Consider the following 16,164-nt stretch of genomic DNA (forward strand, 5'->3'; position numbering starts at 1 on the left):
AGACCGCGGACCGGCGCACGGCGTGAGGCGCGCGGCACGGGTCGACCGGAGGAGTCACGTGGCAGCCAGCGACCGGGGGGCGGACAAGGCCTCCCGCGAGGAGGCCCTGCTGCGGGCCTCCCTCACCGCCATCGCGCCCGGTACCGCGCTTCGGGACGGCCTGGAGCGGGTCCTGCGGGCCAACACCGGCGGTCTGATCGTGCTGGGCTTCGACAAGACCGTCGAGTCCCTGTGCACCGGCGGCTTCGTCCTGGACGTCGAGTTCAGCGCCACCCGGCTGCGTGAGCTGTGCAAGCTCGACGGCGCGGTGGTGCTCGACAAGGACATCACCAAGATCGTCCGGGCCGGCGTGCACCTGATGCCGGACTCGACCATCCCCACCGACGAGACCGGCACCCGCCACCGCACCGCCGAGCGGGTCAACCGGCAGACCGGCTACCCGGTGGTCGCGGTCTCGCACTCGATGCGGCTGATCGCGATGTACGTCAACGGCACCCGCCGGGTGCTGGAGGACTCCACCACCGTCCTGTCCCGCGCCAACCAGGCGCTGGCCACCCTGGAGCGCTACAAGCTCCGCCTGGACGAGGTGGCCGGCACGCTCTCCGCCCTGGAGATCGAGGACCTGGTGACGGTCCGCGACGTCACCGCCGTGGCCCAGCGCCTGGAGATGGTCCGGCTGATCGCCACCGAGATCGCCGGCTACGTGCTGGAGCTCGGCATCGACGGCCGGCTGCTCTCGCTCCAGCTGGACGAGCTGATCGCGGGCGTGGAGCCGGAGCGCGAGCTGGTCGCCCGGGACTACTTCCCGGAGCGGGCCGCCAAGAAGGGCCGGACGGTCACCGAGGTGCTGGCCGACCTGGAGGCGCTCACCCACGCCGAGCTGCTGGACCTCCAGACCGTCGCCAAGGCGCTCGGCTACTCGGGCTCGCCGGAGTCGCTGGACGCCGCGGTCTCGCCGCGCGGCTACCGCCTGCTGGCGAAGATCCCGCGCCTGCCCAACACGGTCATAGAGCGCCTGGTCGAACACTTCGGCGGCCTCCAGAAGCTGCTCGCCGCGAGCATCGACGACCTGCAGACCGTCGAGGGCGTCGGCGAGACCCGCGCCCGTTCGGTCCGTGAGGGCCTGTCCCGCCTTGCCGAATCGTCCATCCTGGAACGCTACGTCTGACCGCACGCGCGGCCGTACGAACGCCGGACGAACACGGCGACGGCCCCCCGGGGAGCACCTCCCCGGGGGGCCGTCGCACATCCGCACCCCACCTCGCCGGCAACCCCGGGGCACGACGGAGCACGACGGGCACGACGGAGCCCCCGTCCGCGCGGCGGACGGGGGCTCCGAGGGGAGTTGACCGGCGCTCAGCCGTCCAGGCGGATCGAGGCCCGGGCCGAGACCTTGTCCCCGGCGACCCCGGTGAGCTCCGCGAGCACCACGTAGGTGCCGCTCGGCGGCGGCGTCTGGTCGGCGGTCGCGCACTGCGGCTTGCTGCGGCTGCGGTCCCAGGTGAAGGTCTCGGTCTGGCTGCCGTTCGCGCCGAGCTGCACCCAGATGTTGCCCTTGTCGGCCGGGCAGTCGCCGGAGGACCAGACCCGGTCGTTGCTGCTGCCGCTCACCGTGATCACGGAGGCGGTGCGGCCGAGGTCAACCCGGCAGTTGCTGCCGGAGGAGTTCTTGACCGTCAGGGCCAGCCGCGGCTTGTCCTTCGGCTGGTACGAGTTCTGGGTGCCCGCCAGCTCCAGCGCCACCTGGGAGGAGGCGCAGACCGGCAGCGCCATGATCTCGGGGGTGTTGACCGCCGGAGCGGACCCGCCCGTACCGCCGGCGCCGCCACCGGTGCCGCCGCCCGTGGCCGGCGCCGCGCCGCCGGGGGCCGGGTTGGCCGCGCCGGCGCCGGTGCCACCGCTGAGGTTGACCTCGGTTCCGCCACCGCCCGCCACCGGCCCGCCCCCGTTGCCGCCGCCCGGGCGCGCCGCGGGGCCGCTCGGGGAGACGCCGGGCGTGATGGCCTGGGCCGGTGTCTGGTTCTGGGACTCGGACGGAACGGCCTGTGCGGCCTTGCCCTGTGAGCCGCCGTCACCCCCTCCGCCCTGATCGATCATCAGCCACGCGATCAGCGCGGCGACCGCCGCGACGGCGACGAGCACGACGACGCGCCGACGCCAGTAGATCGAGGCCGGCAGTGGTCCGACTGGTTGACGCAGAGAAGGCACGATCAAACTCTACGAGACTGTGTGTGGCGATTGACTCACCAACACCGCACAGTCGCCCCTTCCTTCACATGATCCGCCATTTGATCCGTTCGAGCGAGCCCCGACCGGACGATTTCAGCCGGGTCCCGGGGGTGATCCGGACCACTCCGGTCCACTTCGGCCCGGTCGGCGGGCGTGGGAGGATCGAAGGGCCATGACTGCCATCACCGCCCCTGCCGCCGCCGGCGCCGTCCGGCCGCCGATGCCCCTGCCGCTGTTCCACTCGACCGTCCTGGACTGGTACGAGGCGAGCAAGCGGGACCTGCCCTGGCGCGCCCCCGACGCGACGCCCTGGGCGGTCATGGTGAGCGAGTTCATGCTCCAGCAGACCCCGGTCAAGCGCGTGCTGCCCGCCTGGGAGGCGTGGCTCACCCGCTGGCCGACCCCGGCCGACCTCGCCGCCGAGGCGCCCGGCGAGGCCGTCCGGATGTGGGGCCGACTGGGCTACCCGCGCCGGGCGCTGCGCTTGCACGCGGCCGCGGTGGCGATCACCGAGGAGCACGGCGGCAAGGTCCCGGACGACCACGACACCCTGCTCTCGCTGCCCGGGGTGGGGGAGTACACCGCCGCAGCCGTCGCCTCCTTCGCCTTCCGCCAGCGGCACGTGGTGCTGGACACCAACGTCCGCCGGGTGTTCGCCCGCGCGGTGACCGGTGTCGAGTACCCGGCCCAGGCCACCACCGCCGCCGAGCGCCGCACCGCCACCGCGCTGCTGCCGGACGACGCCGAGACGGCCGCCACCTGGGCGGTCGGCGTGATGGAGCTGGGCGCGCTGGTCTGCACCGCGCGCGGCCCGGAGTGCGGGGACTGCCCGCTGTTCACCACCTGCGCCTGGCAGCGGGCCGGCCGCCCGCCGTACGAGGGCCCGGCCCGGCGCGGCCAGTCCTACGAGGGCACGGACCGCCAGGTGCGCGGCAAGCTGCTCGCGGTGCTGCGCGAGGCGCACGGGACGGTGCCGCAGGCCCGGCTGGACGCGGTCTGGCCGGACGCCGTGCAGCGGGCCCGGGCACTGGACGGCCTGGTGGCGGACGGCCTGGTCGAGCCGGTCGAGCAGGGCGTCTACCGGCTGCCCCAGTAGCGGGCACCTCCCGCGCCGAACCCACCCGGCCCCCGCCCGGCCCCGCGGCCCCACGGCCCCCGCGAAGCCGCCCGTCCCCGGAACGACGGCGCCCACGGAACCACAGCGCGCCCGCGGAACGACGGCGCCCCCGGGAGGACGAACCTCCCGGGGGCGCCGTACGGGGCGGAGCCGTCAGACGGCCGCCGCCTCCAGCGAGGCCTCGGCCTGCTTCTCGTCCTTGCCGGTCCCGCGCAGCGGCACCTCGCGCAGGAACACCGCCGCGGCGATCGCGATCACGGCCACGCCGGCGCCCCAGAGGAAGACGGTGTGCATGCCGTTGGACACCGCGTGGTGGTAGGCGTCCTGAACGGCCTCGGGCAGCTTGCGCAGGTCGTCCATGCTCATCTGGCTCGGGTCCTGCGCGCCGCCACCGGCGACGGCCTGCTCGCCGAGCCGCTCCTTCATGGTGTCGGTCACCCGGTTGTTGAACAGCGCGCCGAACAGCGCGACACCGAAGGAACCGCCGATGGTGCGGAACAGGGTGGCGGTGGAGCTGGCCACGCCCATGTCCTTGAGCTCGACGCTGTTCTGCGCGACGAGCATGGTGATCTGCATCAGGAAGCCCATGCCGGCGCCCAGCACGACCATCCAGCAGGCCGAGGTGAACCTGCTGGTCTCGGTGCCCATGGTGGAGAGCAGGATCAGGCCGCCGGTCATCACGAGGGTGCCGATGATCGGGAAGATCCGGTACTTGCCGGTCTTGGTGACGGCCTGGCCGACCACCAGCGAGATGATCAGCATGCCGAACATCATCGGCATCAGCAGCAGCCCGGAGTTGGTGGCCGAGGCGCCCTGGACCGTCTGCTGGTAGAGCGGCAGGAAGACGGTCGAACCGAACATCACGAAGCCGACGATGAAGCCGATGATCGAGACCAGGGTGAAGTTCAGGTTCTGGAACAGGCCCAGCGGCAGCATCGGCTCCTGGGCCCGCCGCTCCACGTAGCAGAAGCCGATCAGCGAGGCGGCGGCGAGCGCGGCCAGGCCGAGGATCTCCTTGGAGCCCCAGGCGTACTGCTGGCCGCCCCAGGTGGTGATCAGCACCAGCGAGGTGATGCCGGTGGTGAGCAGGATCGCGCCCAGGTAGTCGATCTTGGCGTTGCTGCGGACCTTCGGCAGCTTCAGGGTGACGACGACCACGGCCAGCGCGATCACGCCGAGCGGCAGGTTGATGTAGAAGGTCCAGTGCCAGCTCAGGTGGTCGGTGATGAAGCCGCCGGCCAGCGGGCCGCCGATGGTGGCGAGGGCCATTACCGCGGCGAACATGCCCTGGTACTTGCCGCGGTCACGCGGCGGGACGAGCGCGCCCATGATCGACATGACGCCGACCATCAGACCGCCGGCGCCCAGGCCCTGCACGGCGCGGAAGCCGATCAGCTCGTTCATGGTCTGCGACAGGCCGGACAGCGCCGAGCCCACCAGGAAGATCACGATCGAGGTGAGGAAGGTGCCCTTGCGGCCGTACATGTCGCCGAGCTTGCCCCAGATCGGGGTGGAGGCGGCGGTGGCCAGGGTGTACGCGGTGACCACCCAGGACAGGTGCTCGGCGCCGCCGAGGTCGTGGACGATGGTCGGCATCGCGGTGCCGACGATCAGGTTGTCGAGCATGGCCAGCAGCATGGTGACGACCAGGCCGACCATCACGAGGCGGATCTCGCGCGGTGACCGCGGCTGCTCCTCCTCGGCCGTCTTGTCCTCCGGCACCGGGCCGGCGGTCTTGGACTGTGACATGAGGTGGGTCTCCCGGAGGGTGGTGCGGGCGGAGCGTGGTGCCGTGGGGCGGCTCACTTACTTGTCGCCCGGCTAGTTTATCGACCGTCGGCACGGTAGGTTGTTCACTAGCCGGTCGTCAAGCCAGTTTCCCGACCGGCCTTCTGGGCAGGGAGAATGAGCCCGGAGCGGACACCGCCCCGGGGTCCGCAGCAGTCACCGACGCAGTCATGAGGCAGGCCATGGGCACTCCGCACAGCCCCCGTAGCGACACCCGGGCTCGCATCATCGAGGTGTCCCTGGAGCTCTTCTCCGAGCAGGGCTACGAGCAGACCTCACTGCGCGAGATCGCCGACCGCCTGGGCGTCACCAAGGCCGCGCTCTACTACCACTTCAAGACCAAGGACGACATCGTCCTGGGTATCGTCGAGCGGATGGCCGCGCCGATCGACGACACCATCGCGTGGGGCCGCAAGCAGAGCTGGAACCCGGAGGTGCGCGACGAGCTGATCCGCCGCTTCGCCGACGGGATGGCCGAGCGGGCCCCGCTGCTGCGCTTCTTCCACGAGAACCAGCCCGCGCTGCGCGAGTCCCCGGCCGGGCTGGCCTTCAAGGACCGCATGATCACCATGATGCAGCTGGTGCACGGGCCGGGCGCGGACTTCCACGACCGGCTGCGGGCCGCGATGGCGCTGTTCACCGTCCACTCGTCGCTGTTCCTGGTCAAGCAGGACAACGCGGACTGCGAGCACGCCCCGAACGTGTGGGGCGAGCAGCCGCCCCCGGCCGAGCTGGACGAGGCGATCGGGGCGGCCCGGGACATCGCGCTGGAGATCGGCGCCCGGATCAGCCACCCCGCCCCCAGCGCGGGCTGACGACCGTCGGGCGGCTCAGAAGTCCGTGACGCCGTGCCCCGCGAGGTAGGCGATCGGGTTGACCACCGCGCCGTAGCGGTTGCTGGTGCGGATCTCGAAGTGCAGGTGCGGGCCGGTCGAGTTGCCGGTGTTCCCGGACGACCCGATCCGCTCGCCCGCCGACACCCGCTGGCCCGCCGAGACGGAGACCGAGGACATGTGGGCGTACTGCGCGAAGTGCCCGTCCGCCAGCCGCAGCACGACCTCCCTGCCGTACGCGCCGTCCCAGCCGGCCGACACCACGGTCGCGTCGCCGACCGCCAGCAGCGGCGTGCCCGGGGCCACCGCGAAGTCCACCCCGGTGTGGTACCCGGCCGCGTAGTGGCGGTTGGGCTTCCCGTACGGGTTGCTGGTCGGCGCGTTCGGCACCGGCGCCGACCACCCGGGAGCCGGCTCGGGCTCGGGACCGGGCGCCGCTTCGGGCTCCGGGGCCGGCTCTCCGGCGGGCTCCTCCCCGGGCTCCGGCGCCGGCGGTGCGAGCGGCAGCAGGTTGGCCGCCACCCCCACGGACTGCTGCGCCGAGTCCCCGTCGTCGGGCAGCTTGTACGGGCTGGGGCCGGCCACCTGGACCAGCCCGGCGTTCGGCACCTCCGCCCGCGGCACGGTGAAGGCCGAGCTGCCCGGCGTGGTGGGCCGTACGGTCTGCGCCGAGGCCGTGCCCGGGGTGGCCACCAGCAGCACGCCGGCGAGCAGCACGGCGGCGGCTCCGGCCGAGACCAGCGCGTGGTCGTGCTCGGCGCGCTGGCGGCTGCCGGGCAGCGTGGTGTGCCGGGGCGAACCGAGCGTGCGCAGCGGCGCGGCCTGGGTGCGGACGGCGTGGCCGATCCGGGGTCGCCAGACGGCGGCCTGGGCCGCGGCCTGGGCCACCGCTCGGGCGGCGAGCCGGCGGAGGGCCGGCCCGACGGGCGGGATGGTGGACATCGCTTGCCGTACCTCACGGATCGTACGAGGGCAGCACGAAGGGCCCGTTCGGGAGCGTGCTGAGCGGGGGACCACTCAGGTTTAACGGTCACTGAGCGGAGTCCCAAACGCGGTGACGTACTACGGCATGTAGTCAGCGTGGCGGCGGAGATTCCAACCGATGGAGTAGTGATCATGCGATCCGATCGTCCATGACGGCTTCGGAGCGGACCGCCGATCCCGCCGGCTCCACTACTACCGCCGGTCGTACCGCGTCGGAGGCCTGTGACCAGCACCACGCGCGGCCGGGGTTTGACGGACTCGGACCGCTTTCCGCGCGCACCGCTGACCGGTCCGGTCCGCTGCGGGACCATCGAGCCATGTATGGCAACAGGAGCGAAGATCCCGACGCCAGTGACCGCCCGAGCCTGCCGGACCGCCGCTTCGCCGCCCTGCGCGGCTGCGAACGGCTGCTGTCCGGGGCCCGGCCGCAGAGCATCCGCGAACGCCTCGCCGACCTGGCGGGCCGGCCCCCGGGCGAGCCCGGGGCCACCTCCGAGCCGCACACCGCCCCCGACCTGGACGGCCGTCCGGACCAGTACGGCGACGGCGTGGTCCGCACCCTGGAGCACCGGGTCGCCGAGCTGCTCGGCACCGAGGACGCGGCCTTCTTCCCGACCGGAACGATGGCCCAGCAGACCGCGCTGCGGATCCACGCCGAGGCCGCCGGGCTGCGCGCCGTGGTCACCCATCCGCTGGCCCACACCGACCGGCACGAGCGGCACGCGCTCGGCGTCCTGTCCGGCCTGCGCAGCCTTTGGCCGACCACCGCGCCGCGCCAGCCCACCGCCGGGGAACTGCGCGCCCTGGACGAGCCGTACGCCGCGCTGAGCCTGGAGCTGCCGCTACGCGACGCCGGGTTCGTGCTGCCCGGCTGGGCGGAGCTGGTGGAGCTGGCCGCGGTGGTGCGGGAGGAGCACGGTGCGGCGCTGCACCTGGACGGCGCCCGGATCTGGGAGTCCGCGGTCGCCCTCGGCCGGCCGCTGCCGGAGGTCGCCGCCCTGGCCGACTCGGTCTACGTCTCCTTCTACAAGACGCTCGGCGGCATCAGCGGCGCCGCGCTGGCCGGCCCGGGCGGCTTCGTCCGCACCGCCCGGGCCTGGCGGCACCGCTACGGCGGGCAGCTCTACCAGCAGTGGCCGTTCGCGCTGGCCGCCCTGGCCGGGCTGGAGCGCGAACTGCCGCGGCTGGCCGGGTACGTGGCGCACGCCCGGACGGTCGCCGGGGCGCTGGCCCGGGCGGTCGCCGCCGTCCCCGGCGCCCGGGTGCAGCCGGCCCCGCCGCACACCCACCAGCTCCAGCTCTGGCTGCCGTACCCGGCCGCGGAGTTGGAGGAGGCCGGACTGGGGCTGGCCGAGGACACCGGGATCGGGCTGTTCGGCGCCTGGCGCGAGTGCGGGCCGCCCGGGCTCTCGATGACCGAGGTCACGGTCGCCGCGCCCGCCCTCGACTGGACCGGCGCGGACGTCGCGGTGGCGGTCGCCGCCTTCCTGGACCGGCTGCCGGCCGGCCCCGGAGCCGGGCGGTCCTGAACCCCGGCCCGACGCCGGCCGGGCCCGACAGGGCGTCCGGCCCGACGCCGGCCGGGCCCGACAAAAAGCGTCCGGCCCGCCCCCGCGCGCTGCGGGGACGGGCCGGACGTGGAGTTGTCAGAGCTGCCTGGTCACAGGCCGATCGCTACCGGGGTGGCGATCAGTTGTCGACCGGGCGGACCCGGATCCAGGTCTCCAGGTAGTTCGAGGACTCGTTCTCGACCTCGATGCTGGTCCCGGTCTTCGGGACGTCGACACCGCTGTACGGGTTGTCCTTGTTCCACCAGGACTTCAGGTCGTTGAACTCGTCGACGCCCTTGGCCTTCGGGATGACGGTCTCGGCGCCGGCCTTGTGCAGGGTCAGCCCCGAGGTGCGGCGGGAGCCGAAGGTGGAGTCGTAGCCCTGCATGCGCGGACGCATCAGGCTGCCGTCGGTCCACTTCAGCGGAGCCGGGTGCGAGTCGACCGGCAGGACCAGGCCGTGGCCCGGGTGGGCGCTGACGTTGTTGTCGGTCTGCGACTCGTCCCAGTACCAGATCAGCAGGCCGGGCTGGTACGAGTAGTGCTCGACCCAGTTCGGCTTGTCGGCGAAGCCGAAGTTGTACGGGCCGGTCTTCAGCGTCTGGTCGAAGGACACGTACTGCCGGTTCTCCGCGATGTAGTACTGCGCGTAGTCCTTGGTGTACGAGCCGCCGAAGCGGGTGAAGCCCTCGGCCGCCCAGCTGCTGTCGGCCTTCTCGACGTCGTCGCTGAACACGGTGGCGCCGTCGGCGACGACCGCGATGTTGTCCAGCGTCAGGCCGCGGTAGTGCAGGCCGCCGTCGGTGGTGTTGTGGTAGCGGAACTTGATCTGCTGGCCGGCGTAGGCGTCCAGGTTGAACGACAGGTCGCCCCAGGCGGCCACCTGGCCGCTGATGGCCGGACGGCCGTTCTCGCGCGGCAGCGCGGTGCCGTTCCAGGTGCCGTCGACGACGGTCCAGGTCTTGCCGCCGTCGGTGGAGACCTCGCCGAACGCGTAGTCGAAGTCCTGCTCCAGCTCGTACCAGGCCTTGGCGTTGATGCTGGCCTTGGTCTTGCCGGTCAGGTCGATGTCACGGGTGAGCGTGACGTTCAGGTTGTCGGCGCTGCCGCTCCACCACTCACCGGTGCCGCCGAACGGCTTGTTGATGTCGGTGGTGATGCTCTTCTTCGGCAGGTCGACGATCAGACCCTGCGGCAGCTTGCTGTTGTACTCCGCCGGGCCGATGTGGTGGGTCGACTCGGTGCCGGCCTTGGCGCGGTCGGCGTTCAGCCAGCCGAGCTGGTACTTGCTCCAGCCGTCGAGGTCGTTCGGCATGTCGCCGATGCTGTTCTTGCCCTCGCCGAGCCAGGAACCGGAGGACATCAGCGACCAGAAGCCGACCGAGTTGTCGATGCCCTTGCCGGCGGTGTCGTAGAGGTCCGGCAGACCGAGGTCGTGGCCGTACTCGTGGGCGAAGACGCCGAGGCCGCCGTTCTCCGGCTGCATCGTGTAGTCGCCGATCCACAGGCCGCTGCTGCCGACCTGGACGCCGCCGAGCTTGTTGCCCTCGGGGCCGGCCGTGCCCTGCAGGTTGCCGTAGACGTACGAGCGGTGCGCCCACAGGGCCTTGGTGCCCTGCTTGCCGCCACCGGCCGACTTGTCCTCGCCGGCGTGCACGATCTGGAAGTGGTCGATGTACCCGTCGGGCTGGTTGAAGTTCCCGTCGTGGTGCGAACCGTAGCGGTCCCACTGGTCGTACTGGGCCAGGGTCGCCTTGATCTGCGCCTCGGTCTGACCCTTGGCCAGCTGGTCCTTGTACCAGATGTCCACGGCGTCGCGGATCAGGTCCTGCGCGCTGGCGCAGACGTTGGAGCCGCAGTAGTCGGACCCGTAACGGGCCTCGTTCCACGGCACCCGGACCCAGTCCGAGACCACGCCGTCGACCGAGTAGCGGCCCGAGGACTGCTTCTCGTAGTAGGTCTTCAGCGAGGGCTTGTCCTTGGCGAAGTACAGGTCCTGGAAGTGCTGCTGGTTGTAGTCGGCCTGCCAGGCGGTCGAGTTGTTGGTCGCCGGGTCCGGCGCCTCGATCTCGTTGTGCTTCGGGCCGGCCTCGCCGCCGTACTTGACCTTGCCGTCGGCGGTCTTGGTGGTGTTGTCCACCTGGTCACCGAAGTCGACGAGGATGGTGAAGATCTTGTCCGTGCGCTCGCGGGCGAGCTCGACGTACTTGTCCTTGCCGAGCTTCACACTGGTGCTGCCGTTGTGCTGCTCGATCTGCGCGGTGCCGTTGAGCAGCTTCTCGGTGGCGGCCTTCTGCTCCGCCTCCACCTTCGCGGTCAGCGGGCCCGGAATGTTGTGCTCGGTGTTCTGAACGGCGTCGGCCGGGTCCTTCGGGACCGGGGCCGAGCCGGCGGCGACGGCGGTGCCCGGGAACAGGCCCGCGCCGAGCGCGACTATGACCGCTGCGGCCGTCGAGGCCGCAGCGGCTTTCCTGGTGTTCTTCAACGTTGTGACGTCCTCCCCGACCGGGGCCAAGCACATGGCCAAAGCCCGGCAAACCAAAATGAAAGACAGGTGGACGTCATTTGATACAAGCGTGCACAGAAAAGATAGACCTTGACCATGACATGGCCACGGCGCTATGCTCCGCGACTTCCCATCACCTGACCGTCTGTCAACCGTATGTTGGTTAAAGCTCGCTGAGAAACCGGGCGCACCCGCACCAGCCGGAGTGGGAGCCAGCCATCCCGGCCCGCACCGGCTCCGGCCCTGGTGGGAGGCGCACGCAACGAGCCCCCGGCGCGAACGCCGGGGGCTCGATGGCTGTGAAGTTGTCTGTTAAAAGTTGGGTTACTTCGTCAGGTCCGGACCGGACGAGGCGACCGCGGCCGGGGTGTCCGCGACGGCCGACTTCTCCTCACCGCGGAAGGTGAACTTGGCCTCCTTGCCCTCACCCTCGACGTCGACGACGACGATGTGGCCGGCCCGCAGCTCGCCGAAGAGGATCTTCTCGGAGAGGTGGTCCTCGATCTCGCGCTGGATGGTGCGGCGCAGCGGACGGGCACCCAGGATCGGGTCGTAGCCGCGCTTGGCCAGCAGCTTCTTGGCCTCGACGCTGAGCTCCAGGCCCATGTCCTTGTCCTTGAGCCGCTCGTCCACCTTGGCGATCATGAGGTCGACGATCTGGATGATGTCGTCCTCGGACAGCTGGTGGAACACCACGATGTCGTCGACACGGTTCAGGAACTCGGGGCGGAAGTGCTGCTTGAGCTCCTCGCCGACCTTCGCCTTCATCCGCTCGTACCCGGTCTGGGTGTCACCCGCGGCCGCGAAGCCGAGGTTGAAGCCCTTCGAGATGTCCCGGGTGCCGAGGTTGGTCGTCATGATGATGACGGTGTTCTTGAAGTCGACCACGCGGCCCTGGGAGTCGGTCAGGCGACCGTCCTCCAGGATCTGCAGCAGCGAGTTGAAGATGTCCGGGTGGGCCTTCTCGACCTCGTCGAAGAGGACGACCGAGAACGGCTTGCGGCGGACCTTCTCGGTCAGCTGGCCGCCCTCCTCGTAGCCCACGTAGCCGGGCGGGGAGCCGAACAGCCGGGAGACGGTGTGCTTCTCGGAGAACTCGGACATGTCGAGCGCGATCAGCGCGTCCTCGTCGCCGAACAGGAACTCCGCCAGCGTCTTGGACAGCTCGGTCTTACCGACACCGGACGGGCCGGCGAAGATGAACGAACCGCCGGGGCGCTTCGGGTCCTTGAGGCCCGCACGGGTGCGCCGGATGGCCTGGGAGAGCGCCTTGATGGCGTCCTTCTGGCCGATGACGCGCTTGTGCAGCTCGTCCTCCATGCGCAGCAGGCGGGACGTCTCCTCCTCGGTCAGCTTGAAGACCGGGATGCCGGTGGCGGTGGCCAGGACCTCGGCGATGAGCTCCTCGTTGACCTCCGCGACGACGTCCATGTCGCCGGCCTTCCACTCCTTCTCGCGCTTGGCCTTGGCCTGCAGGAGCTGCTTCTCGTCGTCGCGCAGGGACGCGGCCTTCTCGAAGTCCTGCGCGTCGATCGCGCTCTCCTTCTCGCGGCGCACGTCGGCGATCTTCTCGTCGAACTCGCGCAGGTCCGGCGGCGCGGTCATCCGGCGGATGCGCATTCGGGAGCCGGCCTCGTCGATCAGGTCGATCGCCTTGTCCGGCAGGAAGCGGTCCGAGATGTACCGGTCGGCCAGGGTGGCGGCGGCGACCAGAGCGGAGTCCGTGATGGAGACCCGGTGGTGGGCCTCGTAGCGGTCGCGCAGACCCTTGAGGATCTCGATGGTGTGCGGCAGCGAGGGCTCGGCGACCTGGATCGGCTGGAAGCGGCGCTCCAGCGCGGCGTCCTTCTCCAGGTGCTTGCGGTACTCGTCCAGGGTGGTGGCACCGATGGTCTGCAGCTCGCCGCGGGCGAGCATCGGCTTGAGGATGCTGGCGGCGTCGATGGCGCCCTCGGCGGCGCCCGCGCCGACCAGGGTGTGCAGCTCGTCGATGAACAGGATGATGTCGCCGCGGGTGCGGATCTCCTTGAGCACCTTCTTCAGGCGCTCCTCGAAGTCACCGCGGTAGCGCGAGCCGGCCACCAGGGCGCCCAGGTCCAGCGTGTAGAGCTGCTTGTCCTTGAGCGTCTCCGGGACCTCGCCCTTGACGATCGCCTGGGCCAGGCCCTCGACCACGGCCGTCTTGCCGACGCCGGGCTCACCGATCAGCACCGGGTTGTTCTTGGTGCGGCGGGACAGCACCTGCATGACCCGCTCGATCTCCTTCTCGCGCCCGATGACCGGGTCGAGCTTGGCCTCGCGGGCGGCCTGGGTGAGGTTGCGGCCGAACTGGTCCAGGACCAGCGAGGTCGACGGGGTGCCCTCGGCGGGCCCGCCGGCCGTGGCCGACTCCTTGCCGCCGCCACCGGTCTGGTAGCCGGAGAGCAGCTGGATGACCTGCTGGCGCACCCGGTTGAGGTCGGCGCCCAGCTTCACCAGGACCTGGGCGGCGACGCCCTCGCCCTCGCGGATCAGGCCGAGCAGGATGTGCTCGGTGCCGATGTAGTTGTGGCCGAGCTGAAGCGCCTCGCGGAGCGACAGCTCCAGGACCTTCTTCGCCCGGGGCGTGAAGGGGATGTGGCCGGACGGGGCCTGCTGGCCCTGGCCGATGATCTCCTCGACCTGCTGGCGAACGGCCTCAAGAGAAATCCCGAGGCTCTCCAGGGCCTTGGCGGCGACGCCCTCGCCCTCGTGGATCAGACCCAGGAGGATGTGCTCGGTGCCGATGTAGTTGTGGTTGAGCATCCGGGCTTCTTCCTGAGCCAGGACGACAACCCGCCGCGCGCGGTCGGTGAACCTCTCGAACATCGTTTATCGCTCCTCAGAGCGGTCGGGCAGTTCGGGGTCCGTCCCCGCCCTGTCCTTCCGCATGCTAGTCCCGCTCAGCGGCGCGGCCCACGGATTCACTCCCCGGTAGAGGAGCGAGATGCTGCGCGACCAGCCGACACCAATCTCAACCTGATGCTGGGAAACGGTGTTCCCGCAGACGGGCCGGATGCACCGGATTCCGCTACGCCATCGGCGAACACGTGCCGCCGGGGCGCGGCCGGAACGGCTCCGGCCGGTCGCACTTACTGCCCCTGGACGGGCCGAAGAACCCGTCCACCTGCATTCATACCCGGTATCGGGGCGCTTCTCGCGCAGTTTCCGCGGTGGCGGTGTTCGCCTGGCGAGAAGTCGGGCCGTGGGGACGGCGGTTCGACGGCGGCCGGGGCCCGGGTGCACCGCCCGGAGGTGTCCGCGTTGCCGCTTCGCCCCTACAGCGTTGCACAGGCCGTCGTTGTTCCGCCGCCCGAGCCGGCGCCCCGCGCGGCCCTCGGTACCGGTGGTGGCGCGGCCCCGGTGGGCACGCGCCGCGGGGCGCGGAGGAGATCCTCCGCGCCCCGTGCGTGTGATGGCGGTGCCGTCCCCGGCCGCCGGGGCCCCGCACCCGCTCCGGCGGGCCTGCGGCGCCGGGATCAGGACGCGTTGGCCTTCTCGTAGGCCTCGCGGACGTTGCTCGGAACGCGGCCGCGGTCGTTGACCTCCAGGCCCTGTTCCTTGGCCCACGCGCGGATCTTGGCGGTGTCGGGCGCACCGCCGCCGGACGGACGCGCGGCACCGCCGCGGCCCGGGCGGCGGGCACCGGCGAGCCGGCCGCTCTGCTTGCGGCCCTTCTCGACGTACGGCGCCAGCAGACCGCGGAGCTTGTCCGCGTTCGCGCTCTTCAGGTCGATCTCGTAGGCAACGCCGTCGAGCGCGAACGTCACCGTCTCGTCCGCCGAACCGCCGTCGAGATCGTCTTCAAGAATGACCTGCACCCTCTGTGCCACGGGCTTCCCTTTCCGCTAAACGACCCATTGCCTAAGGAAAGGAAAGCGCCTTTCTCCGGAAAACACAAACCCTTGACCCGGGTGGAGCGGCTCAGAGGTGCAGCAGCATGCGCGAGTTGCCCAGTGTGTTGGGCTTCACCCGCTCCAGGTCGAGGAACTCGGCGACGCCTTCATCGTACGAGCGGAGGAGTTCTTCATAGACATCCGTAGCGATCGCCGCCGGGTCTGTCGTACCATCATCGGTTTCCTGGAGCTCGCCGATCTCGACGAAACCGTGTTTCGCGAAGAACGCGACCTCGAACGTCAAGCAGAAAATCCGACGGACGCCCAGCCAGCGTGCCGTCTGCACCAGCTTCTCCAGCAGCAGGTGCCCGATCCCGTGGCCCCGGACGACCGGATCCACGGCGAGCGTGCGGACCTCGGCGAGGTCCTCCCACATCACGTGCAGCGCACCGCAGGCCACCACCGCGCCGTTGTCGTCGCGTTCCGCGACCCAGAACTCCTGGACGGATTCGAACAGTGTGACTGTGGGCTTGTCCAGCAGAATGCCGTCGCGGGAGTAGGCGTCGATGAGCCCGCGCACTGCCCGCACGTCCGTGGTCCGCGCCCGGCGGATGGTGACCTCCATGGTCGGGACGTTATCGCGCCGCTCCCGGTTCCGTCCCACCGGTATCCGGTCCGTCGTCCGCGGAATCCGCGCCGGTCGGATCGGACGGGAACAGTGCGGCCACCCGCAAGGCGTCCCGGAGCGCTTCGCGTTGCTCGGGGGACATCAGGCCGAAGAAGTGCACCAGGGCCGCCGCCGGATTGTCACTGGTGGCCCAGGCGTCGTTCATCAGGGCCGCCGTGTACGCCTCACGCGAGGAGACCGGTTCATATCGATAGGCCCGGCCGACCCGCTCGCGGCGCAGCCAGCCCTTTCTGTGGAGCTTGTCCAGGACGGTCATCACCGTGGTGTACGCGATTTCGCGTTCCGACCGCAGATCCAGGAGAACCTCGCGAACCGTGACCGGTCGGTTCCACTGCCACACCCGGGTCATGATGGCGTTCTCAAGTTCGCCGAGTTGCCGGACCATAGTGCGGCCAGGATAGGGAGTGAATGGGGCAAATCTTGTGAAGTGCGCCAAACCGGCGCGCCGCCACCCCCGGGAATCGGGAATGGCGGCGCGCCGGTCGTTCGGGCGGCTGACGGTGTCAGTCGAGGTCTTCCTTGGCCCGCTGGGCCCCGCCCTGGCTGCGGATGATGGCCCGCACCAGGAATCCGAAGCCGATCGCCATGACCAGCGGCGGCACGATCGCGCTGACG

The 16,164-nt window shown here is 70.8% G+C and carries 12 protein-coding genes; 4 read left to right on the forward strand and 8 right to left on the reverse strand.

The annotated features are described in order from the left end of the window. Positions 1-109: 109 nt before the first annotated feature. A complete protein-coding gene (gene disA / locus ACGF0D_RS17345) occupies positions 110-1,168 on the forward strand; it encodes a DNA integrity scanning diadenylate cyclase DisA (RefSeq protein WP_270151163.1) in 1,059 nt (352 codons plus the stop codon). A 188-nt stretch (positions 1,169-1,356) separates the two neighbouring features. Here disA and ACGF0D_RS17350 read toward each other — a convergent pair whose 3' ends face one another. Beyond that, positions 1,357-2,208 (reverse strand): hypothetical protein, encoded by an 852-nt coding sequence (locus ACGF0D_RS17350; RefSeq protein WP_392916989.1) that lies wholly within the window; start codon positions 2,206-2,208, stop codon positions 1,357-1,359. Between the two features lie 193 nt (positions 2,209-2,401). Here ACGF0D_RS17350 and ACGF0D_RS17355 point away from each other — a divergent pair, with 193 nt between their 5' ends. Continuing rightward, complete coding sequence (locus ACGF0D_RS17355; RefSeq protein WP_392916992.1) at positions 2,402-3,325, forward strand: A/G-specific adenine glycosylase; 924 nt, start codon at positions 2,402-2,404, stop codon at positions 3,323-3,325. 174 nt (positions 3,326-3,499) lie between these two features. On the opposite strand, the gene ACGF0D_RS17360 is transcribed toward ACGF0D_RS17355, so the two are convergent. Next, the gene (locus ACGF0D_RS17360) at positions 3,500-5,095 is read right to left on the reverse strand and encodes an MDR family MFS transporter (protein ID WP_392916995.1); all 1,596 of its coding nucleotides are present in this window, start codon (positions 5,093-5,095) and stop codon (positions 3,500-3,502) included. Between the two features lie 221 nt (positions 5,096-5,316). On the opposite strand from ACGF0D_RS17360, the gene ACGF0D_RS17365 reads away from it, so the two are divergent. Then, positions 5,317-5,949 (forward strand): TetR/AcrR family transcriptional regulator, encoded by a 633-nt coding sequence (locus ACGF0D_RS17365; RefSeq protein ID WP_392916998.1) that lies wholly within the window; start codon positions 5,317-5,319, stop codon positions 5,947-5,949. 15 nt (positions 5,950-5,964) lie between these two features. Here the strand turns inward: ACGF0D_RS17365 and ACGF0D_RS17370 are convergent, their stop codons facing one another. Continuing rightward, on the reverse strand, positions 5,965-6,909 hold the full coding sequence (locus ACGF0D_RS17370; protein WP_392917001.1) for a M23 family metallopeptidase: 945 nt from the start codon (positions 6,907-6,909) through the stop codon (positions 5,965-5,967). Between the two features lie 359 nt (positions 6,910-7,268). On the opposite strand from ACGF0D_RS17370, the gene ACGF0D_RS17375 reads away from it, so the two are divergent. Continuing rightward, entirely contained in the window at positions 7,269-8,480 is a 1,212-nt protein-coding gene (locus tag ACGF0D_RS17375; RefSeq protein WP_392917004.1) for a threonine aldolase family protein, read from the forward strand. A 160-nt stretch (positions 8,481-8,640) separates the two neighbouring features. Here the strand turns inward: ACGF0D_RS17375 and ACGF0D_RS17380 are convergent, their stop codons facing one another. The 5 genes from ACGF0D_RS17380 to ACGF0D_RS17400 form a co-directional block, all read right to left on the reverse strand. Next, positions 8,641-10,986 carry an immune inhibitor A domain-containing protein gene (locus ACGF0D_RS17380; protein WP_392917007.1) on the reverse strand — a complete coding sequence of 782 codons (2,346 nt, stop codon included), beginning with the start codon at positions 10,984-10,986 and terminating at the stop codon, positions 8,641-8,643. 345 nt (positions 10,987-11,331) lie between these two features. Beyond that, positions 11,332-13,854 (reverse strand): ATP-dependent Clp protease ATP-binding subunit, encoded by a 2,523-nt coding sequence (locus ACGF0D_RS17385; RefSeq protein WP_392867801.1) that lies wholly within the window; start codon positions 13,852-13,854, stop codon positions 11,332-11,334. Between the two features lie 650 nt (positions 13,855-14,504). After that, entirely contained in the window at positions 14,505-14,858 is a 354-nt protein-coding gene (locus tag ACGF0D_RS17390; protein WP_363380541.1) for an Lsr2 family protein, read from the reverse strand. 91 nt (positions 14,859-14,949) lie between these two features. Beyond that, positions 14,950-15,486, reverse strand: a complete 537-nt coding sequence (locus ACGF0D_RS17395) for an amino-acid N-acetyltransferase (protein WP_392867798.1) — start codon at positions 15,484-15,486, stop codon at positions 14,950-14,952. Between the two features lie 10 nt (positions 15,487-15,496). Then, the gene (locus tag ACGF0D_RS17400) at positions 15,497-15,934 is read right to left on the reverse strand and encodes a BlaI/MecI/CopY family transcriptional regulator (RefSeq protein ID WP_363380547.1); all 438 of its coding nucleotides are present in this window, start codon (positions 15,932-15,934) and stop codon (positions 15,497-15,499) included. Positions 15,935-16,164 lie beyond the last annotated feature (230 nt).

This window comes from Kitasatospora sp. NPDC048298 (assembly GCF_043201465.1).
Taxonomy (GTDB): Bacteria; Actinomycetota; Actinomycetes; order Streptomycetales; family Streptomycetaceae; genus Kitasatospora.